Consider the following 26,198-nt stretch of genomic DNA (forward strand, 5'->3'; position numbering starts at 1 on the left):
AAGTCTCTCTTTTTCTATCAAGAAACAGGGCAGCCACTCGGCTTCCTGCCGGAAAGAAGGTTGATGTATGAAAACGAAATCATATATTCCATATTTATTCATCGCACCCGCGGTCATTTTGTTCAGTGTGTTCATGCTCTATCCGATCATCTCTTCTTTTATTCTCAGCTTCCAGACAGGTCAGGGAGCGACGCTGACGTTCGTGGGGCTTGATAATTATAAGCGCTTGCTGTCGGATGAGATCTTCCATACGGCACTGAAAAACACCTTTATCCTGCTCGTCATCCAAGTACCGATCATGGTGCTGTTAGCGCTCGTATTGGCCTCATTATTAAATTCAGCTTTACTCCGGATGAAGGGTTTCTTCCGTGTCACCTTCTTCCTGCCTGCTGTCACTTCCCTTGTGGCCTACTCCATCATTTTCTCCATCATGCTGATGAACGATGGGGTCGTCAATCAGCTGTTGACCTCCTTGGGTTTCAAGGCGATACCGTGGCTGAACGATCGTTTCTGGGCAAAGGCCTCCCTGATCATCGCCATGACATGGCGGTGGGTCGGATACAATATGGTCATCTATTTGGCGGGACTTCAAAATATTCCAGAAGAGCTTTACGAAGCGGCAAGCATGGACGGTGCTTCCCGCATCCGCCAGTTCTTCTTCATCACCATCCCACAGTTGAAACCGGTGATTCTCTTTACAGTCGTTCTGTCCACGATCGGGACGCTGCAATTATTCGATGAACCATTTGTGCTCACAAAGGGTGGACCTAGTGATGCGACACTTACGATCGGTATGTATTTATATCAAACAGGATTCCGTTACTTCGACTTCGGTTATGCTTCAACGATTGCATATGTCATCGTGATTCTAATCGGGATCATGACGTTTATCCAATTTAAAATTACGGGTGATCAAGAATGAGACAATCAAAAACAGGTAGAAAAATCGTTCTCTATATCGTTTTAGCCCTTGGTGCGCTTGTATCGTTATTTCCCTTTTACTGGGCAGCGATCGGCGCGACGAATGAAAGTGGGAAGATGTTCTCCAAGCCGCCGGTCCTTGCACCTGGTGAAAAGCTCGTGGAAAATGTGCAAAATCTGAATGAGGCAATCGGCATCGGACGCGTCATGTTCAATTCCTTATTCATCGCCATTGTCTACACGGTCTTGAGTTTGTTGATTTGTTCCATGGCGGCCTATGCGTTTGCCAAATTCCGCTTCAAAGGCCGGAATATCATCTTTGGCATCTTCTTACTTTCGATGATGGTGCCCTATCACGCGACCATCATTCCTTTATTCAAAATGATGGCAGGGTTCGGATGGCTGAACACGTATAAAGCCGTCATCCTGCCCAACCTCGCCTATCCATTTGCGATTTTCTTGATGAGGCAGAATATGCTCGCTTTCCCGACTTCCCTCATCGAAGCGGCAAGGATCGACGGCTCGGGTGAATGGAAGATCTTCTTCAAGATCGTCATGCCGTCCATGAAGCCGGCACTCGCTGCGACAGCGATCTTCTTATTCCTGTATCAGTGGAACAGCTTCCTATGGCCGTTGATCGCTCTGTCGTCAACGGATATGTACACATTCCCGGTTGCGCTTTCCAGTTTATTCGGACTATCCCGGATCGACTATGGTCAGGTGATGGCGGGGGTTACGATCGCCACGATTCCAATCATCATTTTCTTCCTGGCTCTTCAACGCCAGTTCATTTCGGGCATGCTTGGCAGTGCCGTTAAATAAGGAGGGATTCATATGCCGGTATTCATCAATGAAGAATATATGCAGTTTCATCTGCAGGGGAGAAACATAAGCTACATCTTTTCGATTCTGAGAAATGGTCAGCCCGGTCAACTGTATTTCGGGAAAAAAGTGAGGCACAGGGACGATTTCTCCCATCTCATCCAGCTCCCGGCAGAGCCTCTTGGTAACGCCTCGTTTCCTTATGAAGGAGACCCGTTCTTCTCACTGGAATTTTTGAAGCAGGAGTATCCAAGCTTTGGGACCAGTGATTATCGAGAGCCTGCCTTCGTCCTGCAGCATGAAAACGGTAGCAGGACTTCTCATTTCACTTATAAAGGCTTCCGTTTGGAAAAAGGGAAGCCGGCGCTTGACGGTTTGCCATCCACGTATGTTGAGGATGAAGGGGAAGCGGAGACATTGACGGTCACTCTCGAGGACTCCGCTGCGATGCTTGAAATGGATCTTCTCTATACGGTCTATCACGATCGGGATGCAATCGTGCGAAGTGTTCGGCTTCGTAATCTGGGGAGTGAACCGGTCGTGATTGAGCGATTGCTCAGTGCTTCTCTTGATCTTCCACATTCCGACTTTGATTTCCTTCACCTCCATGGAGCGTGGATCAGGGAACGTCATGTATCATGTCAGCCCCTCAGAAAAGGACTGCAGTCCATTGACAGTAAGAAGGGTGTCTCAAGCTCGAATCACAATCCGTTTTTCGCGTTGATATCCCCTGATGCTTCTGAAAGTCAGGGAGAAGTGTACGGATTCAGCCTCATCTACAGCGGGAATTTTTTCGGAGGGGTCGAGGTGGATGCCTATGATACTTCCCGCGCCCTTCTGGGGATCAATCCGTTTGGGTTCGATTGGACGATAGAAGGAGGATGTTCTTTTCAGACACCTGAAGCGGTGATGGTGTATTCCGGTTCCGGATTGAACGGGATGAGTCAGACGTTCCATGATTTATACCGTTCCCGACTCGCCAGGGGAGAATGGAGGGACAAGGAGCGACCGGTTCTCATCAATAACTGGGAAGCTACCTACTTTGATTTTAATGAAGACAAGATCCTCGACATTTGTGAGGCCGCATCAGAGCTTGGAATCGAACTGTTCGCCCTGGATGACGGCTGGTTCGGTAAGCGGAATGATGATACGACATCCCTTGGTGACTGGATCCCAGATAAGAGTAAGCTTCCGAATGGAATTGAAGGCTTGAGTGAAACGATCTTAAAGAAAAAGGGGATGCAGTTCGGTCTCTGGGTTGAACCTGAAATGGTGTCGAAGGAAAGCGACCTGTACCGAAAACATCCTGACTGGGTCCTTGGTGTGACAGACCGTACCTTATCACATGGCCGCAATCAGTTCATTCTCGACTTAGCGAACGGAGAAGTGGTGGATCACGTATATGATACCTTGGAGCAGTTATTTTCTTCAGCTTCGATTTCGTACGTGAAATGGGATATGAACCGGAACATGACGGAAATAGGTTCAGCTTCGGTTCCGGCAGGACGTCAGGGGGAGGTGGCCCACCGTTATGTGCTGGGTCTCTACAGGCTGTTGGACAAACTGACAAACCGTTTTCCCCATATTCTCTTCGAATCTTGCGCAAGCGGAGGGAACCGATTTGATCCGGGGATGATCCACTATATGCCGCAAACGTGGACGAGTGACAACACGGATGCCGTGGAGCGGCTGAAGATTCAATGGGGTACGTCACTTGTTTATCCGATTTCATCCATGGGTGCCCACGTCTCGAGTGTGCTTAATCACCAAACCGGAAGAGAGACGCCTCTTGACACGCGTTTTCATGTGGCGATGTTCGGTGCCTTCGGATATGAACTCGATGCCACGACTTTTACGGCAGAAGAAAAGGAAACCGTGAAAGAACAAGTTCATTTTATAAAAGAGAATAGACGACTGCTTCAGTTCGGAACCTTTTATCGCCTCCTAAGTCCGTTCAATGGAAATGAAACCTCCTGGATGGTGGTGGACAGGGAATCGGAAGAAGCCATCGTGGCTTTTTACCGGACGCTCGCACAGCCAAACCCCGGATTGATCCGTGTCCGGCTACAAGGACTGGATCCAGACGCCTTATATGAAATCGACCATACCGGACAGAAACTGTACGGAGATGAACTGATGAACATCGGACTGCTGCTCCCTCCATTTTTCAACGGCACCGTCACAACAGAACAAACCATGCTCAAAGGGGACTTCCAATCTCACATCTGGAAGCTCCGCAAAGTGAAATAAGAGGGACGGACCTCCACAAATAAGAGGAAGTATGTGTGTAGCACCCGATTCTTCGTTATAATGGAAATAGCATTGCGTGAAAAGAAGGAGGAAGTGGGATGGCCACTTTAAGGGATATAGCAGAAAAAGCGGGTGTCTCCCTGGCTACTGTTTCAAGAGTATTAAATTATGATACAACGCTCTCCGTTGCAGAAGAAACGAAGAAGAGAGTGTTTCAGGTTGCACAGGATATGAATTATAAAACGCTGCGGAATCGTAAAGATCCCGGACAGATCAAGGATAGGATGCTCTTCGGATTGATCTACTGGTATTCAGATCAGCAGGAAATGGCGGATCCATACTATATGGCGGTCCGGACCGGAGTGGAACGGGAATGTCAGGAACGGAATATCGATCTTGTGAAATTATATAAACACGCCGATGGAATCGATCCCGCCAAGCTTGAAGGGTTGGACGGCATCATAGCCGTAGGGAAATACAGTCAATCGGAAATCGATCTGTTCGAACGGGCGGCCCGACAGTTCGTACTCGTGGATTACGCGCCGTCCGATGACTATGACTGTGTGGTCGTCGACTTCAGGAAAGCGATGGGGGAAGTGCTTGATCACCTGATCGGTCTCGGTCATGAGCATATCGGCTATATCGGTGGCCATGAGTACGTGGTGGAAGACGAGCCGATCCGTGATGAGCGGGAGGTATCCTTTTACGAATACCTGGCCCTCCGAAATTTGTACGACGGGGACCAGGTCTGGACGGACGGACATTTTACCGCCGAGGACGGATATCGCTTGATGGGTGAAGCGTTAAAAGCGGATAGAGTGCCGACTGCCTTCTTTGTTGCGTCGGATTCCATGGCGATCGGGGCCATTCGGGCGCTTCACGAAAAAGGGATTAAGATCCCTGAGGAGGTCTCGATCATCGGATTCAATGATATCGCTACTTCCAAGTTCCTTCAGCCCTCCTTGACGACCGTGAAGGTGTACACGGAATTCATGGGCGAATCGGCCGTGGAGTTATTGCTGGATCAGATTCAATCGAAGCGGGAACTGGCGAAGAAAGTCGTGGTTCCTGCTCATTTAGTAAAGCGGGAGAGCTGTACTAAAAAAGAGTAGCCAGGGCTACTCTTTTTTAGTTCTATTTATTTCCTCACCAATCCCTCTGCCTGCTCCAACACCTTCGCCCCATTCATCATTCCATAATGCATCCCATCAATGACATCGACTTTAATCCCATAGGGCTCAGCTTTTTCAATGATTTTAGAAGATAGATAGCGTACTTGAGGGCCGATCAGGATCACGTCCAGTTTATCTAAATGATTGCTTAAGTCCGCTTCGGATGTGGCATTGATCGTGACCTTAAGTTCCTTTTCTTCAGCGGCTTTCCGCATTTTTTGTACGAGCATACTTGTCGACATTCCTGCTGAACAGACGAGCATGATATTCATAGAAAGCACTCCTTACCTGTTTTGATGGATTTCAATGATTTCCTGGGCCAGCTCTTTGACGGTGATGGCGTTCATAAGATGATCCTGAGCGTGAATCAATAGAATCGTAGGATTCTCTCCTTCACCACTGGCTTCTTTTTGTAGTAATTGAGTTTGATAGTGATGGGCCTTGTGAACTTCATCCGCTGCCTCGGCCATTTTATTCTCTGCTATGTCAAATTGTTTTTTCTTGGCAGACTGCATCGCTTCCATGGCGGAAGAGCGGGCGTTGCCGGCATGCAAGATGATATGAAATGAGATTTCTTCCAACGTTAACGTCATGCGATTTTATCACTCGTTTCATTGGTTTTCTTTAATTGAGCACGTTCAGATGCGAGAAGGAATGGGATGTACATAAGTGTAGCGATGGTCAGATTCACCAGTTGAAGTGCAATTCCGGTCCAAGATCCCCCTGTCACCAGGTATCCACTGATAATTGGCGGTGTCGTCCACGGAACGATTGCCACGGTTTTTGGTACGATCCCCAGGCTTAAAGCCAGATAAGACGTAACCGTCAGGACAACAGGAGCCAGTAAAAATGGAATGAACATCAACGGGTTCAATACGATTGGTAACCCAAAAATGACCGGTTCGTTGATATTGAAGATCCCGGGTGCGGCAGAAAGCTTTCCAACGGTGCGGTAATGCTTTGTTTTCACCACAAGGAAGATGGCGATGATCAGGGCGATGGTCGTTCCGGATCCACCCATGTACACATACGCGTCAAAGAATGGCTTGGTGACGATGTACGGAACATCGAAGGCACTGGTGCCGGCTGCGAAAAGCTGCTGATTTTTTTCAATTAATGGCAGGTAGATCGGTTCGATGATCGGACCTAAAATATTTGTGCCGTGTAAGCCGAAGAACCATAAGAAATGATTTAGGAATGCGACGACGATGGCTGATGGCAGTGAGTTCGAAACAGCTTGTAACGGCTCTTGGATCAACGTAAACACGATTTCAAATAAGCTTTTTTCTGCAAGTGAAGTTAAGAGAGCTTGAATGAGACCAATAAGAATCAAGATGATCGTGGCCGGAATCAGGGCTTTGAATGATTTCATGACCCCTTCAGGGACCCCGTCAGGCATACTGATCGTAAACTTCGAACGAATCAACACTTTGAATAATTCGGTGACAAGGAGGGACGTGATGACGGCGACGAAGATTCCTTGGGCGCCGGTCCATGCATAGGATATTCCCCAATCCTCTGTGACCGGTGTAAGGATGATGAGTGACGCAATCGACACCAATGCAGCGGACAGCCCGTCGATATCATAGGATTTTGCTAGGTGATAACTGATGGAGGCAGCGACGAGCAGTCCAAGGATCGCGAAGGATCCGTTCCACATATTCCCGCCGACGGATTTCCAGCTTTCACCGAATACAGACACCATGAAGTTCTGAAAGGCGTCGATCGGCAGGTTATTCAATAACACCGCCAGGGATCCGACGATAATCAATGGCATGATCGAGACGAATCCATCCCGTATGGCGACCAGGTGCCTTTGCGATCCGATCCGGCCTGCAACAGGCATAAACTTACTTTCCATAAACCCCATTACTTTACTCATTTCTCTTTCCCCCATTTGCTAGATTAATTGAATTGCGGCAAAAACTCTCTGTGAGCTTCTAATAATTCATCCACCAGCTGTCTTGCTACCCCTTCGTTCTGTACTAATGGATTCATCACCATGGCCTGATAGACATGAGTGTATTTTCCGGACCGTGCAGCCCGGATGACGAGCTCTTCGAACGCTTTCATCTGCTGGATGATTCCTTTGACAGATGCAGGAAGCGGTCCGACCGTCAGCGGTTGAGGTCCGTCCCTCGTAATGACGGAGTTCACTTCGATGACGGCGTCGTTTGGAAGGTCCGGGATAGATCCGTTGTTCATCGTGTTGACGGTTTGGATGTCGCCGGCGTTGTTGTGGATGCTCTCCATCAGGCTGCAGGCAGCATCACTGTAATAGGCACCTCCTCGATTTTCCAGTTCTTTTGGCTTTTCGTTCAACTCTTCTTTCCTATATTGTATGAAAAGTTCTTTTTCAACTTTTCGAACAACCTCTGCCCGTGTACCATTTTCGCGATAGGCTTGAAGATCTTTCTCCAATACCGCTGCCCCTTGGAAGTAGTATTGGTGATAAGGATTGGGAAGCATCCCGAGGGCTTGAAGGAATTCCTTCGACCACCCGAGTGAGACGATATTGGCGGGAGAATAATCACCTTCTTGATGGATCAGTTTTTGTAAAACCTGACCGGTGACCTCATTGCCACGCATCCAAACCCTTTTTCCAAACACAAAATGATTCATCCCGACGAATTCGATTTGTATGTCATTTGCCGGGCAATTCATCATTTCAGCCACGCTGTTTTTCATGTTGAAGGGGATATTGCATACCCCGATGACCTTTTTATGAGGGCTGTATTTCAGTAATGCTTCCGTGACGATGCCTGCCGGATTGGTAAAATTAATGAGCCATGCGTTGGGACAAATCTTCTGGATGTCATGACAAATTTCCATCAGGACCGGTATGGTACGGAGGGCTTTGAAAATCCCGCCTGCCCCGTTGGTTTCCTGACCGATGGCTCCGTGGCTTAACGGAATCCGTTCATCTTTTTCCCTGGCAGAGAGGCCTCCCACCCTGATCTGTGTCGTCACAAAGTCAGCATCGATAAGGGCTTCCTGACGGTTGAGAGTCCACTCCAACTCAATGGGTACACCTGACTTTCTGATCATTCGACGAGCAAATTGCCCAACGATTTCAAGCTTTTCTTTTCCGGCTTCAATGTCCACCAGGGTGATCGCTGAGACTGGGAAATAACGATGTCTCTTGATGAATCCTTCGATGATTTCGGGGGTATAGCTTGAACCGCCTCCGATTATGACAACCTTTAGTGACATTCTGTCGAGCTCCTTTCATCATGAAAGCGATTTCTATTTTTTTATAATGTATCATACAAATTTATACTCGTCTATATATTGTAATAACAAATTTTAAAATTATGACTATATCCTGTTTATTTGTAATAACAAATTGATTTATATGATAAAATAAATAGGAATAGAGAAATGAACGTGAATGTGTTATAACAAGTGTAGGAAGAAAGTGGAAGGGAGAAACAGAATGAAAGAGACACAAGAACCGAAAGCCCTGCATTCACATGTGAAGGAAGAAATCATTGAAATGATTAAAAATAAAGAATACGAGCCGAATACAAAATTGCCGACAGAGGCAGAGTTTTGTGACAAGTTCAATGTCAGCCGCACAACCATCCGGACGGCTCTCCAGCAGCTGACCCTTGAAGGTTACGTGTATCGGGAACAGGGGAGGGGAACCTTCGTCGCTGAACAAAAAGTCAGTCAGATCCTTTCCTCGACCATTGATAACTATACAGAACAATTGCGATTGCAGGGGAAAAGGCCGAAGATCAAAGTGATCAGTTTGAATGTGATTCCGGCTGAATCCACCGTGGAAAAAACACTGGAATTGAAGAATGGGGATCCGGTCAATCGATTGGAAAGGATCCGTTATTCAGACGGACTCCCCCTGCAGTATGAGGTAGCGTATCTGCCTTGGTACAAAACACCGGGACTGGATAAAGAAGAATGTGAGAAATCCCTCTACAAACTGCTGGAAACACAGTTTGAGTTGACCATTAAAAAAACCGTCGAAACGATCGAGCTGTTTTTAGCAGATGAACGAGTGGCCGAGAAGCTTGAAGTACCAGAGGGGACACCGTGCTTTATGATTGAAACGACAGCTTATGTTGAAGACGGCTCCGTCATTGAATTTTCCAAAGCAGTCTTTAGAGGAGATAAAGCGAGTTTTCTTGTCGAAAGAACCTATTAGAGAAAAAGGGGATGGGGGCTTATGAGGAACGTCATCATCAATGCCGATGATTTTGGATTATGTCGAGGGGTGAACTACGGCATCCTTGATAGTCACAAGTTTGGCATCGTCAACTCTACGACGATGCTTGTGAATATGCCTGGGACGGAGCATGCTGTGGAATTGGCGCGGCTTTATCCGAAATTACGTGTGGGCATCCATTTGACGCTGACCTGTGGGAGACCGGTTTCTGGTGAAGTTTCGTCTTTGGTAGATGAAAGAGGATTTTTCCGATACACGAGCAGGGTTTTCGAAGAAAAGGAGATTGATGTGGATGAGGTGGAAGTGGAATGGACGTCGCAGATTGACCGGTTTTTATCATTCGGCCTGCCTCTTTCCCATATCGATAGTCATCATCATGTACATAGCTTCCAACCTTTGATTCCCGTGGTGAAGAGGTTGTCGGAGAGATACGCTGTGCCGGTCAGGAATGCATTTGGAAATGACGTTGAAGGTAAGAACCTGTTGACCGATCGATTTTCCATGGAATTTTATGGAGAAGGGGTGTCGGTGGAAGGGTTTAAGCGGATCTTGGACAGCGGGAATCAGACTCTTGAGATTATGTGTCATCCGGCGTATGTTGATTCATTTTTGAAAGAGAATTCCTCTTATTGTGAGCAGAGGTTGAGGGAATTGGATGTGTTGACGAGTGATGATTTGTTATAACAAATAAGAAGAGCGAGGGGAGAATCCCCTCGCTCTATTAGTGATTAGATGAATAGCTCAATGATATTGGATTCCTTATGAAGCCATTTTTTAAGCTCCTGCTTTTCCAATTTAACCCCGCCTTGACGATAACGGTTGGTCACTGGTTCAAAAGGAACTTCCTCCCCGTTTACCACAATCCGTTTTGTATCAGATTTCCCAAGGTGATAAACAAACGTAACAGGGTTGTTCATAATCTCGAAGTCCAATCTCAATCCAACTAGATGGTCTGGCAGCACGGGATCGATGATCAAATCTTCCCCTTCCTGGCGAACACCCAAACAATTTGAAATCAGCTGGTTCATATAGATTCCCGGTCCGCTGGAGTAGATTCTCCATCCGCCTTTCACGGGTACGCTTCCGTCACGGAGTTCGTTGAAACGTTCCTGTGCTTCATAACGGGTATCGAATTTACCGTCCGAGCTGCTGAAGTATGCATTGCTTTGTCTTCTTTCCGCGTTCGGGACGACGTCTTTCAGACCGATCGGGTTGATGATTTGTAATCCTTGCCACACTTCATCGGTTTTCCCGAGCTTCGCCATGGCTTCTACATACCTGATATGAGCGTGGACGTATTGAAGTCCGATTTCACGGCCGAAATTGGAAGCCTGTTCGGCACGTTTAAAGTGTGTACTTACTCCACCTTCATACTTGGCGGGACGATTCATCAAGCGCACGCCGTCGGGACAGTACAGATGCTCTTTGACCAACTGATAATGAGAGTTTGCCTGCTCAGGTGTGAATAATTCTGAAATGATGCTCCGGTTCATGGGCAGCAGGCGGTAATGAATACCGGTCTTTGTATCTGTTGGGTGGACCATGAACTCTGGGCTACCCGGCTCTTCCATATAAACAAACCCAGGGATGACCTCATCCTTTAGAATGTAGGTGTTGAAATCCTTCTGTATTCCACGTGCCAATGCACCGATTTCCTGTGCTTCCTCCTCGAATGTACCTTCAAGGACCGTTTCCAATTTCACAAGTACCTGATACGTAAGGGCCACGGTCCAGCTGCTTGCCATGTATTTCTTCAATTGAGCGTTGGCAGGCTGCAAGGTATCGTCCCAATCTCCATCACCATAGGAAGATAAGAAGGTGTCGTGGAGGAAATTCTCCTTGATGTAGGAGATTTCTTTTTGAATATGGTGAAGCAGTGTTTCTTTTTCCTCAGTAAAACCAAATCCGTTCCGTTCTGTATATGGGATTGTTTCGTTCAGAATGCTGTAATCGTTCGTAGCTGCAATGTAGTCGCCGACGACTTTCAGCGGCCAGACGATGATATCCCCGTGGCTGTCGTCCTGCTGGAATTTGTAGTACCGGTCAAACATGAACCACTGCGGCCAGTTTCCGTCATCTTCATACTGATGGGAGTAGACGGTTTGAATGATTTCTTTGACCGATTGATAATTTTGAGTCGCCATGAAGTATTCCGTCGGCCCCTGGCATACGTCGCGGGTTCCCCAAGCTGCTCCGCCGTATTGTTCCAGTCCGTGGGGGACGGAATAATGCACGAGCATATTATGGGTGTACCACCATGCGAGTGCGTTCACTTTTTCCAATTCCGCGGGTACTTGCTCCCCTAATGAGAGTTTGAATCCGTTCATGACCTGATGATAATAGGCGCGATACGTTTCGATTTCGCCTTGCATATCCCGTTTTGTAAACGATTGTTCTTCCCCGTGGATCAATCCTTGGATCGTCATCTTCCACACGGCTGTTTCACTTACATCCATCACGATCAGTGATGCGGAATTTTGTTCGACATTCTGTGCGATTCTTTCTTCATTTCCGACCTCGATGGAGGCACCATCGACTTTCATTCGATAGCTTAATCCCGGGAAAATCCCGCTGCTCTCAGATTGACGGTCTGCCGTTATTTTCAACCCATTTTCCTCTTCTTCCACATGAAACCCGACTTCATATTCGTGGTTGTTCATCGTTACCTGGTTCGTGACAAGGTAGCGGTAGTGACGGTTGTTTTTTGATTCCACATGAAGCGTGATTTCCGGTGAATCGACGACGGTGTAGTTAGTGACGATGATCGTATCATCAGCCGTTTTATAGTACCAGCGGGCATAGTTGAATCCAAGTTCAAACATGGACGGCATGGCAAGTAATCGATACGATCCGCCCGACTCGATGTAAATTCGCTGACCGGACGTTTTCATCACGTTCAGATGATTTCGTTGATTCGTCATCATCTTGTTGAAGGACGTGTTGCCGACAACGAGCTGTGAATTGAATAATCCATACATGAATGAAGTGGTGGTGATGGTATCTTCTTTCAGTTGATGGTTCTTTCCTGACATCAGAATATGCCCATGGGGTCTTTCCGTCATCAATTCTTTTTCTTTCAATACGACATGTTCATGGGTTTCAGTGAAGAAGGAGAGGAGTGAATCTCCTTCGCGCTCTTCATTACGTCTGGCAGGGAAATAGGCGCCCACTTCTTCCTCAGTCATGGATAGGGTAGAAAGTGGCTTACCGAATTCCGGGTTCAAACGTACTTGCTCTTTTAATGGAGCGAATTCAGAATGAACCTGTGCCGCTTCTTGCCATGCGGCTTCTATTTCTTCCTGAAACTCCAATGCGGTAATGGCGGCTTCATGATTTTCTTTGAAGGCGCCGTAGAACACAATATGCGTCGACCCGTACAGTCGTATTTTTTCCGATTGAAGTGCTGTATAAGCAAACTCATATTGGTAGACTTCGTTTGGAAGGGTGGCGCTTTTTAATGCTTCTGGCTCATTTATATCTTTATATGTCAGTCCATAAAATTGAAATCCGTCAGTGGAGTAGCCGATTGTCTTTCCAAGGGATCCCTGTTGAATATAGGGGAATCCGCTTGATTGGGGCTGGTTTTGCCGGGAGCAAAGGACGTAGCCTTTCTCTTCATCCTGGAACACTTTATGGTCGATGTACTGTGACATATAGGCTTCGTTGGAACGAACGGCCCCAATGTCTGCAAGGCCGAGGTCCTGTCCGTAAATGACGTCTACTTCAGCATTTGTCCCATCAAGTCTCACATCCCAGAACCATACGCCTTTTCCGGTTAGGGTGAACGTGACTTCGTATGAAATCGTTTCATATGATCCCGTCCATTTGACCTGTGATTCAGCAAATTGAACGGTGCTTGATGACTTCACCCCGATCAGAGGGATGGAGTGGATTTCTGCAGCTTCATGAATACGCAGATACAGATTATTGAGTGAGCCGTCGATCGGGTTTGTCATTAACTGATTGATCATATTCTGTTTATGTGTGACGGTGAAAAGGTCACCGGTTTTTAAAAATTCCAATTGAAGATCCCCTGCTGTTACTTGAACATGTGAATGCATCGTTTTCCCCTCGATTCTTCTATTTTGTCAGTGTGAATGTTTTCTCCGTGACCTCTTTGCTGTTTCTTCCGATAAAAACGGTAAACGTACCTGGATCGCTCGTATACTGGAGGTCTGAATGATGATATCTTAATTGCTCTTCCGAAATCGTAAACGTGACGTTTGTCGTTTCTCCCGGCTTCAGGCTGATTTTTTTGAAAGCTTTCAATTCCTTTACTGGGCGAATGACTTCTCCACTGTGATCGCGGATATAGAGCTGTACGACTTCTTCACCTGCAACGGACCCATCATTTGTGACCTGAATGGAAACATCCACGGACTGTGTATCACTCATCGTTTCCCGGGATAACGTCATGCCGGAATAGGTGAACGTGGTGTAGCTTAAGCCGAACCCGAATGGCAGCAGCGGGTCGTTCGGGATGTCGAGGTATTGCGATACATAACGTTCCTGTGCATCTGGTGCCCCTTGAGGTCTGCCTGTATTGAAATGATTATAATAAACAGGCACCTGTCCCACATGATAAGGGAAAGACATGGTTAAACGTCCTGAAGGATTCATGTCTCCATATAACAAATCGGCTACGGCATTTCCGCCTTCCGTACCTGGATACCATGCTTCCAACACTGCGTCGGTTTGGTCCAAAACTCCGTGTAAGTCGAGGGGGCGTCCGTTAAACAGGACAGCGACCATCGGCTTATCCAATGATTTCAGATGCTGTATGAGTTGTAATTGGGCAGAAGGGAGCTGGATATTCGCTCTGCAGCCGGCTTCACCGCTCATTTCCGAATCTTCCCCTAAGGCCAATACAATGACATCCGCGTCTTCGGCAGCTTTCATTGCTTCTTCCACTTGACTGTCAGTGATTGTTTCGATATCACAGCCTTTGGCGACGGATAGGTCGGTGGTTTTCCTTAAAATTCCCTCTTTTACCGTGACAGCTTCATCCTTTGAACCAAGCCACGACCATGGTCCCAATATGTCCCCGCTCTCTGCAAACGGGCCGATGAGGGCCACTTTTTGTTCCTTATGAATAGGGAGGATTTGTTCATTTTTCAATAGGACGGACGATTTGGCCGCGAGCTCCCGAGCGGCGTTTCGATGTTCTGCGCTCATGACGACTTCAGCTTCACGCTCCACGTTTGCTCCACGATACGGATTTTCAAACAAGCCCAGCTTTTCTTTTAACTGTAAAATCCGTAAGACAGCTTCATCAATGATCGACTCATTCACCATTTTTTCCTCTACAAGCTCTTTTAAGTGATTCACATAGGCGGTTGTCATCATTTCAATATCCACCCCTGCCGTGATCGCCTTATAAGCTGCTTCCTTTTCGTTCTCTGCGACACCGTGGGGGATCATTTCCTTCACGGCTCCCCAATCGGAAATAAGCACGCCGTCAAATCCCATCTCTTTCCGGAGAAGATCCCGCATCAACCGTTTGTTTCCGGTTGCCGGGATACCGAAGACGGTGTTAAAGGCGGTCATCACCATTTCACAGCCTTCTTCAAGGGCAGCCTGGTAGGCAGGCAGATAATTCTCACGAAGCTCTCTTTCAGACATATCGACAGTATTATAATCACGTCCGCCCTCAGGTGCGCCGTAAGCAGCAAAGTGCTTCACACACGCCGCCACCCGTTCGACTTCCGTCGTCAAATCCTGACCTTGGAAACCGCGGACGAAGGCCCGTGCGAATTCACTATTCAGAAAAGGATCTTCCCCCGTCGATTCCATCACTCTTCCCCAGCGAGGATCGCGGACAAGATCGACCATCGGGGCAAATGTGACATGAACGCCTGAAACGGAAGCTTCCTTTGCCGCAATCTCAGCGCTCTTTTCGGTTAACTTCAGATCCCAGGAACATCCGATGGCGAGTGGGACAGGAAAAATCGTCTTAAATCCATGGACGATATCGGACATGAATAATAACGGGATCCCCAGCCGGTTTTCTTCCAGGTGCGTGCGCTGGATATTGATGATTTCATTCGCTCCCGATGCCCCGAGGACGGAACCGCTGTTTTGAACAACTTCCTCGGTCACACCCATTTCAGCCATAGGTCCGGTGATTTGGCCCTGTTCTTTCGCTCCTTTGAAAAAAGGTGTGGCCAACTGCATAAGCTGGGCGATTTTTTCATCCAATGTCATTTGATTCAATAGTGAAAGCAGCTTGTTTTCCCTCATTGATAGACCCTCCGTATGACGATTCATTCGTTTATTTTTTGTCTTAAGTGAAACGTTTCGATAAACAATTGAGTTGAATTATAAGCGGGTTTCAGTGGTTAGTCAACCCGTCCATCTATATCCATTAACTACCTTTTATTGCGATATACCAGTGTTTAACAGATGTAGAAGGTACCTTTGTCAGGCTGAAAATATGTTCTATCAAGTAATTTCTAAAAAAGAGTTGAAAGCGTATTCACGTTTGATTATAATATAGTCATCGAAACGTTTCAATAACTTGAATGATTTTTCACAACAGATGAATCCATTCAATGCGCTTTACCATTTTTAAAGGTGTCAAATCAAATGGAAATGGAGATGGGGAAATGAAAAAGAAGATGTGGTCCTTACTACTAATCGGTATTTTGGCTTTATCCACGATTCTTACAGCCTGCGGAGGCAATGGTGAGTCGAAGGATGGAAAGAAAGAAATCACCGTGTGGGCGATGGGTGAAGAAGGTAAGAAGCTGAAGGAAATGGCTTCAAAATTTGAAGAGGAAAACAAAGATATTTCTGTCAAGATCCAAGCGATCCCTTGGGGGAATGCTCATGATAAGCTGCTTACGGCAGTCGCTTCAGGAAATGGCCCGGACGTCCTTCAATTAGGGACAACATGGGTACCGGAATTCGCAGATGCAGGTGCACTGCTTGACCTGACTCCATACTTGGATGACTATCCTGAATTCAAACCTGAAAATTACTTTGAGGGGTCCGTCACTTCTATGAAGTATGACGACAAAGTCATCGGTGTTCCTTGGTATATCGATACACGCGTACTGTACTACCGCACAGATTTATTGAAAGAAGTCGGTTACGACAAGGCTCCTGCTACTTGGGATGAACTGAAGGATGCGGCCGGTAAGCTGAACGACCGGGGCGACGATGTGTATGGATTGGATATCGACCGCAATGACCAGATCACACCATTCATCTTTGCATGGCAGAATGGGTACGAATTTGAAGGTAAAGATAAGATGAACTTCGATTCTCCTGAATTCAAGGAAGCAATGGAGTATTACACAGACTTCTTTAAAGAAGGCATCAGTCCTACGACAGAAGGAATCGATATCGTACAGGCATTTAAAGATGGCGTGAAGCCAATGTTCTTCAGCGGCCCTTGGATGATCAACATCATCAACGACCAGGCACCTGACTTGAAGGACAAATGGGCTGTAGCCGTGATGCCTAAGAAAGAAACGAACACATCAAGCATGGGTGGATCCAATCTATCTGTCTTCCATAATTCTGAGAATGTGGATGAATCCCTGAAATTCATCTCTTATATGAATAAAGTGGACACGCAAATGGAATGGCTGGATGTATCCAATACCCTTCCTTCACGCGTCGATGCATGGGAAGAGCCAAAGTTAAAAGAAGATCCAATGCTGTCTGTCTTCGGTAAACAACTGGAAGATACAAAAGCATCTCCGCAAATCAAGGAATTTGAAGTGATTGCCCAGGAGTTCCTTTCTACTATTGAAAAGGTCACGGTAGGCGGAGCGGATGTAGACAAAGAGCTCGAGAAATTCAACAAAAAAGCAAATGAAATCGTAGAGAAGTAAGAGAGACTAAAAAAAACTGACGCTGGCATAAGAATAAAATGGAGTTACAGGTGTGCAGCCTGAACTCCATTTTTAACATCATTTTGCGTACGTTTAGATAGGTGGGATATCATGAGCAATGGATGGAAAAACAGTATGAGCAAAAATAAGCATCCCTATGTGTTTATCGCTCCTGCAGTGATCATTTTAACTGTTTTCAGTATTGTTCCTATTATAGTAGCTTTTTTGATCAGCTTCACAGACCTCGACTTAAAAGGACTTGCCGACTGGTCGAATGTCAGCTTCATCGGCATGGACAACTACTCAGCCTTACTTTCTGATGAATTGTTCCATAAGTCGATTTTCAACACATTGTTTTATGTGGTCATTGGCGTTCCTCTTGTCATTGTGTTCTCATTGGGAATCGCCCTGCTGCTGAATTATGGGACAAGCAAGCTGTTTACTGTATTCCGCGGAGTATACTACATGCCTTCGATCACGAACATCATTGCCGTTGCCGTGATATGGGGATTCTTATACAATACCGAATACGGATTATTTAACTACTTACTCTCTTTACTCGATGTCGAGAAGATTCCTTGGTTAGGAGAGCCAACGATCGCCAAGCTATCGTTGATTGTGTTAGCCGTATGGAAAGGGATCGGGATCAATATGATTATTTTCCTTGCTGCCCTGCAGGGGATTCCAAAGTCTTATTACGAAGCGGCGGAAATGGATGGGGCGAACAGATGGCAGGTATTGCGGAATGTGACGATCCCGTTACTGCGCTACGCCACGTTCTTCGTCACGGTCACGACTCTCATCGGATGGCTGCAATTCTTCGAGGAGCCATTCGTCATGACAAACGGTGGACCCCTTGATGGAACGATTTCAATGGCGTTATTCATCTATCAACGAGGATTCCAGTTCAGTGAATTTGGTTATGCAGCAGCAGGTTCATTCATCCTGTTTGTCATCATCATTATCATCACGCTTGTTCAATTTAAATTAAGAAAATCTGATACAGAATATTAGCAATGAAACTATACAGTATCGGGGCTGAATAATATGAAAAACAAAACAACGAAAAGTAAAGCGGAAAAGCTGTTGATCATCGTCTTGCTTGCTCTCGGCGGGATTATCGTATCCGTGCCTTTTATATGGATGATCTCAAGCTCGTTCAAGCCTGAAAGTGAAGTACTTCAAATACCGCCAAGCTTGATACCGGAAAATCCGACACTCGAAAACTACGTAAATTTATTTGAAAGCATGAATTTCGGAGTCTATTTACGTAATACGCTCATCATCGTGTTATTTTCTTTTGTCGGCCTATTCTTTAATGCCATGGCCGGTTATGGATTTGCTAAATATCAATTCAAAGGCAGGGAGAAAATCTTCTATATCGTGCTTGCCACGATGATGATTCCTGCACAGGTTACGATGATTCCTGTCTATTTGATCCTGAATGAAATGGGACTCACGAATACGATGACGGGGATTGTGCTGCCGGGACTGGCCGCTGCCTTCAGTATTTTCTTATTCAGGCAGTTCATGACGACGATCCCGACTGACCTGATTGAAGCAGCCAGACTTGACGGAGCAGGGGAATTCTATATTTTCTTCCGATTGATCGTACCGATTGCGAAGCCGATCTTCGCCGTACAGGGAATTCTCACCTTCATCGGAGCCTGGAACAGCTTCCTGTGGCCGTTAATCATCGCCAACGATGAAAGTCTTTACACCTTATCGGTCGGGCTGTCATTGCTGCAGGGGCAATATGCCAATAACTTCGGCCTGCAAATGGCCGGTGCTGCCTTCATGGTTGTACCGATTATCATCATCTTCTCATTCTTCCAGAAATACATCGTCGAAGGTTTTACGATGTCAGGCATCAAATGATTGACGTGTACCAGGTACAAAGCGGAATGATTGTACCTGGTACATTTCTTTAGTTATACGTTAAAAAAGAGGTGAAACACGATGGAAAAAGCATGGTGGCACAAATCCACTATTTATCAAATATACCCCCGAAGCTTCAATGATTCCAACGGGGACGGGATCGGGGACATTCCCGGCATCATCGAAAAGCTTGATTATCTCGAACTTCTCGGCATCGACATCATTTGGCTGAGCCCGGTCTATCAATCCCCGAATGACGATAACGGCTACGACATCAGCAATTATTATGAGATCATGCCTGATTTCGGTACCTTGGAAGACATGGAAAAACTCATAGAAGAAGCAAAGAAACGGGACATCCACATCATGATGGACCTCGTCATCAACCATACATCTGATGAGCACGCATGGTTTGAGGAATCGAGGAAATCGAAGGATAACCCTTATCGGGATTACTATATTTGGCGGGAGAGCGGGGACGGACCTCCAAGTGATATTCAATCCGTCTTCAGCGGGTCCGCATGGGAATGGGATGAACAGACTGGTGAGTATTACTTTCATCTCTTCAGTAAAAAACAGCCTGACCTCAACCTTCATAACCCGGAAGTACGGGAACATTTATACAAAATGATGAATTACTGGCTCGATAAAGGGGTCAGCGGTTTCCGTATGGATGTGATCGATCTGATCGGAAAAGAGATCGATGAAAAAGTACTGACCGATGGACCAAGGCTCCATGAGTATTTACAGGAAATGAATGAAAAGGTTCTTTCTCATTATCCGACTGTGACGGTCGGTGAGACCCCATCTGCCACACCTGAAACGGCTAAGCTTTATACAGGGAAAGGGCGGAATGAATTGGACATGGTGTTCACCTTCCAACATATGTCCCTGGACGAGCGGGCAGGGGAAGGGAAGTGGGCTCTAAAAGAACTGGATTTCCCTGAATTGAAAAGAGTACTGAGCGAATGGCAGACCTCCCTGTTTCAGAAGGGTTGGAACAGTTTATACTGGAATAATCACGATCAGCCCCGTATCGTATCCAGGTGGGGGAACGATCAGGAGTACCGGATCGTTTCCGCCAAGATGCTCGCAACCGTTCTTCACATGATGCAGGGGACGCCTTTCGTCTATCAAGGAGAAGAAATCGGGATGACGAATAGTAATTGGGACGATATCACCCAATACCGTGACATTGAAACGATTAACTACTTTCATGAAAAGAAAACAGAAGGCGTCCCAGAGGGTGAGATTATGAAATCGATCCGGACGAAGGGCAGGGACAATGCCAGGACACCGTTTCAATGGAATGACGATACTCATGGCGGTTTTACCGAAGGGAATCCGTGGATTGAAGTAAATTCAAATTACAAAAAAATCAACGCAAAACAGGCAATAAAGGATCAGGACTCTATCTTCCATCATTATCAAAAGCTCATTGCACTGAGGAAGCGATTGGATATCCTGGTTTATGGGGAGTATGAGTTACTATTGGGGGATCATCCAGAAATCATGGCGTACACACGGAAATGGGAAGACCAAACCTTGTTGGTCGTGGCGAACTTCTACGGAGGCAATCCTGAATTCCATTTGCCTGAAGCAGCGGATGATTCTCATGCCAAAATGCTCATCAGCAACTATTCCGATACCAGTGAAAGACCATCAGACATCAACAGCCTTCGTCCCTACGAAGCGATCGTATACTTATTAGGAAAATAACCCAATACTTGAAGCGCTTTCATGTATAATGAACAGAAGAAATCAGTCAAGAAGGACGCCTTCATTTATTTAGCAATTAGGATGTGAACTTATGGCAACCATCAAAGATGTGGCTAAACTGTCCGGAGTCGCCGTTTCGACCGCTTCTTATGCATTAAACAACAGTAAGAAAGTCAGTGAAGAAACACGACAGAAAGTTTTAGCGGCAGCCAAACAATTGAATTACCAAAAAAACGGGCTTGCTTCCGATTTGAAGCGGACAAGCACGAATACAATCGCCTTGATCCTGAGCGATCTATCAGGACCTTATTACTCCGAACTGATCAAGGGCGTACAGGATGTGACCTCCACGAATGGATATGATTTGATCGCCTGCAGTTCCATCGGTGGGGCACAGTCCACCGCCGTGAAATTTTTAAAAGAAAAAAGGGTCGATGGCGTCATCATCCTTGCCCATAATATCGATGACGAGACGATCCTGGAGTCGGCAAGGGAAGGTTTTCCCATCGTGGTCCTCGATCGGAGCATCAAAAGCGATTACGTCACCCAGATCGAAGTCGATAATGTTCACGGAGCGTTCGTGGCCACTGAGCACTTGATTGAGAGGGGGAGCCGTAACATCGCTTTTATCAGCGGACCTTACAACTCCCATGACAACGAGCTTCGTTTCCAGGGTTTCCGGAAAGCTTTGGACAAACACGGTATCGACTATAAGTCGAAATGGAAAGTATCCGGGGGCTTCACTCGTGAAGGGGGCTACCAGGCGACCAAAATGCTGATTGCTCAACGGGATGTCCCGCAGGGCATTTTCTATGCCAATGATGAAATGGCCATCGGCGGCTTGCAGGCACTGAACGAAAAAAACATTTCTGTTCCAGGGGATATTTCCATCATGGGCTTTGACGACATCCAACTGTCAGAATACGTATCCCCGCCACTGACAACCATGCGACAGCCGAAATATGAAGCCGGTGCACTGGCCGTTCATCTTATCTTTCAGATGCTCTTGAAGGAAGAGGTCGATTCGTATTACAAACTCACAACGGAGCTGATAGAGAGAGATTCGGTGAAAAGTCGTTGACTTAGAGGAAGAGCCTGACCTTTCCTGTATGGGAGAGGTCGTTTTTTTATAAACAAAAATCTTTTGTTGCTACATCAATGAAGATAGCGCTTACATAAAAACACTACCGAAATCCCCTATTGACTTCCCGTTCCATACCCAGTATTATCCTCTATAAGATAAATTTTTGAAAATTACATACATTCAATTATCAAGAGTGACCGAGGGATCAGGCCCTATGACGTCCGGCAACCTCCAGAAATGGAACGGTGCTAATTCCTGCAGAATGATTTCATTCTGAGAGATAAGTCGAGATAAACAGGCGATGCTTCTTTCAGTTGAAAGAGGCATTTTTTATTGGAGAAAAAGGGGTGTGCACATTGATCGAGATTCGGAATCTAGTAAAAACGTACAAAACGAAAAAGCAAACGGTGGTCGGTGTCGACAACGTCTCTGTCACTATTAAAAAAGGGGAGATCTTCGGGATCGTCGGGTACAGCGGAGCGGGGAAGAGCTCACTCATTCGCTGCCTGAATCTATTAGAGACCCCGACATCAGGGGAAATCATCATCGATGGTCAGGATTTCACGAAGCTCACATCCAAGGAGTTAAGACTTGCCCGGCAAAAAACGAGCATGATCTTCCAGCACTTTCACCTCATCAAATCGAAGACGGTGTTTGATAATCTCGCCTTTGCTTTGAAAGCGGCCCATGTACCGAAAGCGAAAATCAAACCGAGAGTCGTCGAGCTCTTGGAGATGGTCGGTCTTTCAGACAAAGCCGACTCCTACCCGGCACAGCTCAGCGGAGGACAGAAGCAGAGAGTCGGAATTGCGAGGGCACTTGCCAACAACCCATCGGTATTACTGTGTGATGAAGCGACATCGGCCCTGGATCCGAATACTACGAAATCGATCTTGAAGCTTTTGAAAAAAATCAACGAGGAACTGGGATTGACAATTGTGCTCATCACCCATGAGATGGAAGTAGTAAAGGAAATCTGTGACAGGATGGCCGTGATGCAGGACGGGAAGATCGTGGAGGAAGGTCCCGTGTATGACCTGTTTGCCGAACCGAAGCAGCCTTTGACGAAGCAGTTCATCGAAACGATTCTCCAATTCGAACTGCCACAGCATCTGGTGGAATCGAGAAGGGGGAAGCTCATCAAGATTCAATTCAAAGGATCCATCGCCGAGGAAAGCGTCGTATCAGAGGTGTTTCAGCGGTACAAGGTGCGGGGGAATATCCTCCACGGTAAAATTGAATACATTCAGGATGTCCCACTTGGGATCTTCATCATGGAACTGATCGGATCAGCTGACGAAATCGAAGCGGCGATCCGTTATATCACGGCCAAGACACAAAGCCTGGAGGTGCTTGAGGATGTTGCCTGATTCATTGACTTCTATATTGCCAGAATTGAATAAAGCCTTTTTTGAAACGGTGTATATGGTGGGGATCTCATTAGCCGTAGCGATTATAGTGGGATTGCCGCTGGGGATTCTGCTTTTCGTAACAGACAAGGGCTTATTTTTACAAAATAGTGTGATTAAAAAAGTGGTAGGATTCGTCGTGAATATGGTCCGCTCGGTTCCTTTCATTATTCTATTAGTGGCCCTTTTACCATTAACCAAACTATTGACCGGGACGACGATCGGACCGACGGCGGCATCGGTATCACTCTCGGTTGCGGGTATTCCGTTTTTTGCGAGAATGGTAGAAACGTCCCTCAGGGAGATTGATAAAGGGGTCATCGAAGCCTCGGTTTCAGTCGGGGCCAGTCCTTGGATGATCATCAAGGACGTGCTGTTACCGGAAGCGCGGCCGGCCGTCATTCAGGCGATCACGATTACAACGATCAGTTTAGTCGCCTATTCCGCCATGGCCGGCATCGTCGGCGGAGGCGGAGTCGGGGACCTGGCGATTCGCTTCGGGTACTACCGTTATGACAACACGGTGATGATCACGACCGTGGTCATTCTGATTTGTCTGGTTCAGCTCATCCAATACACGGGTGATATATTTGCACGATTAGTCGATAAACGATAACAACTATAGGGGGAACAAAAGTGAAAAAGTGGATATTATTTGTAGCATTAGCGGTAACAGTAAGCTTACTGGCAGCATGCGGCGGAGAAGAGGCAAGCTCGGAAGATAAAAAAGAAGTGACCATTGGAGCGACATCCGGTCCATATAGTGATATGGTGACCAAAGCGATCAAGCCCGGTCTTGAAGAAAAAGGCTATACGGTGGAAGTGAAGGAATTCAGTGACTACATACAGCCAAACAACGCACTGGCACAGGGAGACCTGGATGCGAACCTGTTCCAGCACAAGATCTATATGGAAACCTTCGCGAAACAGCATAACATGGACCTATCCGAAGTCATTGTCGTACCGACGGCGCCGATGGGAATCTACTCACAGAAGTTTGATTCCATCAAGGACATCAAAGAAGGCAGTGCCATCGCGATTCCGAACGATCCGACGAACGCCGCACGTGCATTTCAAATCCTTGAGGACGCCAAGCTGATCACGTTAAAGCCGGACACGGATCCATTGACCGTATCCGAAAAAGACATTGATAAAAACGTGAAAAACCTGCAGTTCAAACCAATCGAAGCGGCACAGCTTCCAAGAGCTGTAGACAGTGTCGATCTATCGGCAGTTCCTGGGAACTATGCACTGGCAGCAGACATGGACCTTCTCGATGCCCTGCAGCTGGAGGACATGCCCGACCAATACCGCAACCGGGTAGTCATGAACACAAAAGACGTTGACTCACAACTCGCCAAAGACATCAAAGCCGTCGTCGAAGCAGACCAATTCGAAAAAACCATCGACCAAGACTTCAAAGGCTTCGGCAAACCCGAGTGGATGGAGTAGAGGGACGGACCTCGATTTTCACCATAATTCAATAGTGAAACGTGATAGGGACGGGCTTCCGCATGAAAATGCGGAGGTCCGTCCCTCATCTATTATAGGCAGCACTTCTTATATTTCTTCCCGCTTCCGCACGGGCAGGGGTCGTTGCGTCCGATTTTGTCGCCTGTTTGGACGGGTTGTGTAACGAGTAGTGGTTGTTCATCCAATGAATGCTTTTCCACTTCTTCGATGAGACTTTTCCACTGTGGAAGTTTCGGATGATCGATTCCGTTCATGACGCAGTTGACGTAAAGGGATTCTTCCAGACAAAGCATATTCTCATCATAGCCTTCTTCGATGAGTGCTTCGATTTTGGGAATCGAGTCCGCTGATAGCTGCTGACATAAATAATCCGCTATCAGTGTTTTAGCGGTAAGGTCATCTGTTTGATCAAATAATCGTAACAGTGCTTGTTCCGCCTCAGCGCTCTTTATTCTGCCTAATACATCCAGTGTATAGAAATAGGTGTTCCCATAGAGAGCTACTTTTTCAACCTCGCGTACCACCTGATCTGACCCTATCTTCACCAGGGCATTGGCCACTTCCTCCAACAACAAATCTTCTGCTCCCTCGTTCTTGAAGAGGTTCACCAACTGTGGGATCACGCTCTCTTTGCGGATTTCCCCAGCCATATATACTGTGTATACTAGATTGAAGCCGCCTAGCTCATCTTCCTCAATCTGTACCTCCCAGCTTTTCATTTCCCCTTTCTTAACCAGCTCGTGGACGATCCTTTTCCCGTGGTCAAAATACACCTGGTCATACTCATTCGTATCCAAGTAATGCATAACACCATCAAGCTCCATGAATAATTCCTCATCTTTTAAATACGGAAGCTTTGCGATTTTCTTCAGTTGCTCTTCATCTAGAAAAGGTTTTACTTCATCTCTGTATGAAATCAGTAAATCTGTATCGGCATTCGCTATTAATTGAATGTAGAAGAGTACGTCGGCATCCTTTTTACTCAGGCTATTCAACCGATTGACTACCTCCGTCAGCCCTTCCTCATTCAACGGCATGTACATTAAATAAGGAAGTATAGGGGAAGAGTATTCCGAAACCTGTCCACGGTCATGGGCCTTTAACCCGGTTAAAAATGTATCACCATCAACCAAATAAGAACCTTCCAACATTTCAATCGCATATCTCTGCACAAACGGGTCCTCACTCAAAAAATAAGGCTCGACACTTTCAACAAAACGCATCATCCAACCATCCTTTATCACGTATTTCCTTCAGTGTAATGGGTGAAAGGGGAAAAGGGAAGAGGGACGGACCTCAGTTATGTCAACTCCAGAAGGGAAAAGTGTGATAGACAAGGGCTTTCATTGAAATACCGAGAGGTCCGTCCCTCCCAGACTCCAAAACAAAAAACTTTCCCATTTTCAAAGGATTTCCCGTCTTGGTAGCGAATGTATATATTAACGG

General features: G+C 46.5%; 21 protein-coding genes and 1 riboswitch. Of the genes, 14 read left to right on the forward strand and 7 right to left on the reverse strand.

Features of this window, described 5'->3' with window-relative positions; genetic code table 11:
* The first annotated feature begins 67 nt into the window (after positions 1 to 67).
* The 4 genes from N5C46_RS17135 (at position 68) to N5C46_RS17150 (ending at position 5,105) form a co-directional block, all read left to right on the forward strand.
* Positions 68 to 922 (forward strand): carbohydrate ABC transporter permease, encoded by an 855-nt coding sequence (locus N5C46_RS17135; RefSeq protein ID WP_261749532.1) that lies wholly within the window; start codon positions 68 to 70, stop codon positions 920 to 922.
* Entirely contained in the window at positions 919 to 1,743 is an 825-nt protein-coding gene (locus N5C46_RS17140; RefSeq protein ID WP_261749533.1) for a carbohydrate ABC transporter permease, read from the forward strand. The genes N5C46_RS17135 and N5C46_RS17140 overlap by 4 nt, the downstream gene beginning before the upstream one ends.
* A 12-nt stretch (positions 1,744 to 1,755) precedes the next feature.
* Complete coding sequence (locus tag N5C46_RS17145; RefSeq protein WP_261749534.1) at positions 1,756 to 3,993, forward strand: alpha-galactosidase; 2,238 nt, start codon at positions 1,756 to 1,758, stop codon at positions 3,991 to 3,993.
* A gap of 98 nt (positions 3,994 to 4,091) precedes the next feature.
* Positions 4,092 to 5,105: a LacI family DNA-binding transcriptional regulator gene (locus N5C46_RS17150; protein WP_261749535.1), complete on the forward strand. Its 1,014-nt coding sequence runs from the start codon at positions 4,092 to 4,094 to the stop codon at positions 5,103 to 5,105.
* A 26-nt stretch (positions 5,106 to 5,131) separates the two neighbouring features.
* On the opposite strand, the gene N5C46_RS17155 is transcribed toward N5C46_RS17150, so the two are convergent.
* Genes N5C46_RS17155 through N5C46_RS17170 form a run of 4 tightly spaced genes read right to left on the reverse strand, consistent with a single transcriptional unit; the run spans position 5,132 to position 8,378 of the window.
* A complete protein-coding gene (locus tag N5C46_RS17155) occupies positions 5,132 to 5,437 on the reverse strand; it encodes a PTS sugar transporter subunit IIB (protein WP_261749536.1) in 306 nt (101 codons plus the stop codon).
* Positions 5,438 to 5,449: 12 nt separating this feature from the next.
* Positions 5,450 to 5,758 (reverse strand): PTS sugar transporter subunit IIA, encoded by a 309-nt coding sequence (locus N5C46_RS17160; protein WP_261749537.1) that lies wholly within the window; start codon positions 5,756 to 5,758, stop codon positions 5,450 to 5,452.
* Positions 5,755 to 7,047, reverse strand: a complete 1,293-nt coding sequence (gene celB, locus N5C46_RS17165) for a PTS cellobiose transporter subunit IIC (RefSeq protein ID WP_261749538.1) — start codon at positions 7,045 to 7,047, stop codon at positions 5,755 to 5,757. Before celB ends, N5C46_RS17160 begins: the two co-directional genes overlap by 4 nt.
* A 23-nt stretch (positions 7,048 to 7,070) precedes the next feature.
* Entirely contained in the window at positions 7,071 to 8,378 is a 1,308-nt protein-coding gene (locus N5C46_RS17170; protein WP_261749539.1) for a 6-phospho-beta-glucosidase, read from the reverse strand.
* Positions 8,379 to 8,601: 223 nt separating this feature from the next.
* Between N5C46_RS17170 and N5C46_RS17175 the strand changes: the two genes are divergently transcribed.
* Both N5C46_RS17175 and chbG read left to right on the forward strand, forming a co-directional pair.
* Positions 8,602 to 9,327: a GntR family transcriptional regulator gene (locus N5C46_RS17175; RefSeq protein ID WP_261749540.1), complete on the forward strand. Its 726-nt coding sequence runs from the start codon at positions 8,602 to 8,604 to the stop codon at positions 9,325 to 9,327.
* 21 nt (positions 9,328 to 9,348) lie between these two features.
* Complete coding sequence (gene chbG, locus N5C46_RS17180) at positions 9,349 to 10,032, forward strand: chitin disaccharide deacetylase (protein WP_261749541.1); 684 nt, start codon at positions 9,349 to 9,351, stop codon at positions 10,030 to 10,032.
* Positions 10,033 to 10,076: 44 nt separating this feature from the next.
* Here chbG and N5C46_RS17185 read toward each other — a convergent pair whose 3' ends face one another.
* Both N5C46_RS17185 and bglX read right to left on the reverse strand, forming a co-directional pair.
* Positions 10,077 to 13,409, reverse strand: a complete 3,333-nt coding sequence (locus tag N5C46_RS17185; protein ID WP_261749542.1) for a GH36-type glycosyl hydrolase domain-containing protein — start codon at positions 13,407 to 13,409, stop codon at positions 10,077 to 10,079.
* 19 nt (positions 13,410 to 13,428) lie between these two features.
* The gene (bglX, locus tag N5C46_RS17190; RefSeq protein ID WP_261749543.1) at positions 13,429 to 15,588 is read right to left on the reverse strand and encodes a beta-glucosidase BglX; all 2,160 of its coding nucleotides are present in this window, start codon (positions 15,586 to 15,588) and stop codon (positions 13,429 to 13,431) included.
* A 365-nt stretch (positions 15,589 to 15,953) separates the two neighbouring features.
* On the opposite strand from bglX, the gene N5C46_RS17195 reads away from it, so the two are divergent.
* The 8 genes from N5C46_RS17195 to N5C46_RS17230 all read left to right on the forward strand — a co-directional run bounded on the left by N5C46_RS17195 (position 15,954) and on the right by N5C46_RS17230 (position 24,731).
* Positions 15,954 to 17,189, forward strand: a complete 1,236-nt coding sequence (locus N5C46_RS17195) for a sugar ABC transporter substrate-binding protein (protein WP_261749544.1) — start codon at positions 15,954 to 15,956, stop codon at positions 17,187 to 17,189.
* A gap of 111 nt (positions 17,190 to 17,300) precedes the next feature.
* On the forward strand, positions 17,301 to 18,203 hold the full coding sequence (locus N5C46_RS17200; protein WP_261749545.1) for a carbohydrate ABC transporter permease: 903 nt from the start codon (positions 17,301 to 17,303) through the stop codon (positions 18,201 to 18,203).
* Positions 18,204 to 18,236: 33 nt separating this feature from the next.
* Positions 18,237 to 19,067, forward strand: a complete 831-nt coding sequence (locus N5C46_RS17205; RefSeq protein WP_261749546.1) for a carbohydrate ABC transporter permease — start codon at positions 18,237 to 18,239, stop codon at positions 19,065 to 19,067.
* Between the two features lie 81 nt (positions 19,068 to 19,148).
* Positions 19,149 to 20,786: an alpha,alpha-phosphotrehalase gene (locus tag N5C46_RS17210; RefSeq protein WP_261749547.1), complete on the forward strand. Its 1,638-nt coding sequence runs from the start codon at positions 19,149 to 19,151 to the stop codon at positions 20,784 to 20,786.
* 91 nt (positions 20,787 to 20,877) lie between these two features.
* Positions 20,878 to 21,867 carry a LacI family DNA-binding transcriptional regulator gene (locus N5C46_RS17215; protein ID WP_261749548.1) on the forward strand — a complete coding sequence of 330 codons (990 nt, stop codon included), beginning with the start codon at positions 20,878 to 20,880 and terminating at the stop codon, positions 21,865 to 21,867.
* 184 nt (positions 21,868 to 22,051) lie between these two features.
* Positions 22,052 to 22,157: riboswitch (SAM riboswitch) on the forward strand.
* 69 nt (positions 22,158 to 22,226) lie between these two features.
* A complete protein-coding gene (locus tag N5C46_RS17220; protein ID WP_261749549.1) occupies positions 22,227 to 23,240 on the forward strand; it encodes a methionine ABC transporter ATP-binding protein in 1,014 nt (337 codons plus the stop codon).
* Positions 23,230 to 23,895, forward strand: a complete 666-nt coding sequence (locus N5C46_RS17225) for a methionine ABC transporter permease (protein WP_261749550.1) — start codon at positions 23,230 to 23,232, stop codon at positions 23,893 to 23,895. Before N5C46_RS17220 ends, N5C46_RS17225 begins: the two co-directional genes overlap by 11 nt.
* 20 nt (positions 23,896 to 23,915) lie before the next feature.
* Positions 23,916 to 24,731 carry a MetQ/NlpA family ABC transporter substrate-binding protein gene (locus N5C46_RS17230; RefSeq protein ID WP_261749551.1) on the forward strand — a complete coding sequence of 272 codons (816 nt, stop codon included), beginning with the start codon at positions 23,916 to 23,918 and terminating at the stop codon, positions 24,729 to 24,731.
* A 92-nt stretch (positions 24,732 to 24,823) separates the two neighbouring features.
* On the opposite strand, the gene N5C46_RS23230 is transcribed toward N5C46_RS17230, so the two are convergent.
* On the reverse strand, positions 24,824 to 25,975 hold the full coding sequence (locus N5C46_RS23230; RefSeq protein WP_272501213.1) for an SEC-C metal-binding domain-containing protein: 1,152 nt from the start codon (positions 25,973 to 25,975) through the stop codon (positions 24,824 to 24,826).
* Positions 25,976 to 26,198: the final 223 nt, after the last annotated feature.

Source organism: Rossellomorea vietnamensis (assembly GCF_025398035.1).
Lineage (GTDB): Bacteria > Bacillota > Bacilli > Bacillales > Bacillaceae_B > Rossellomorea > Rossellomorea vietnamensis_B.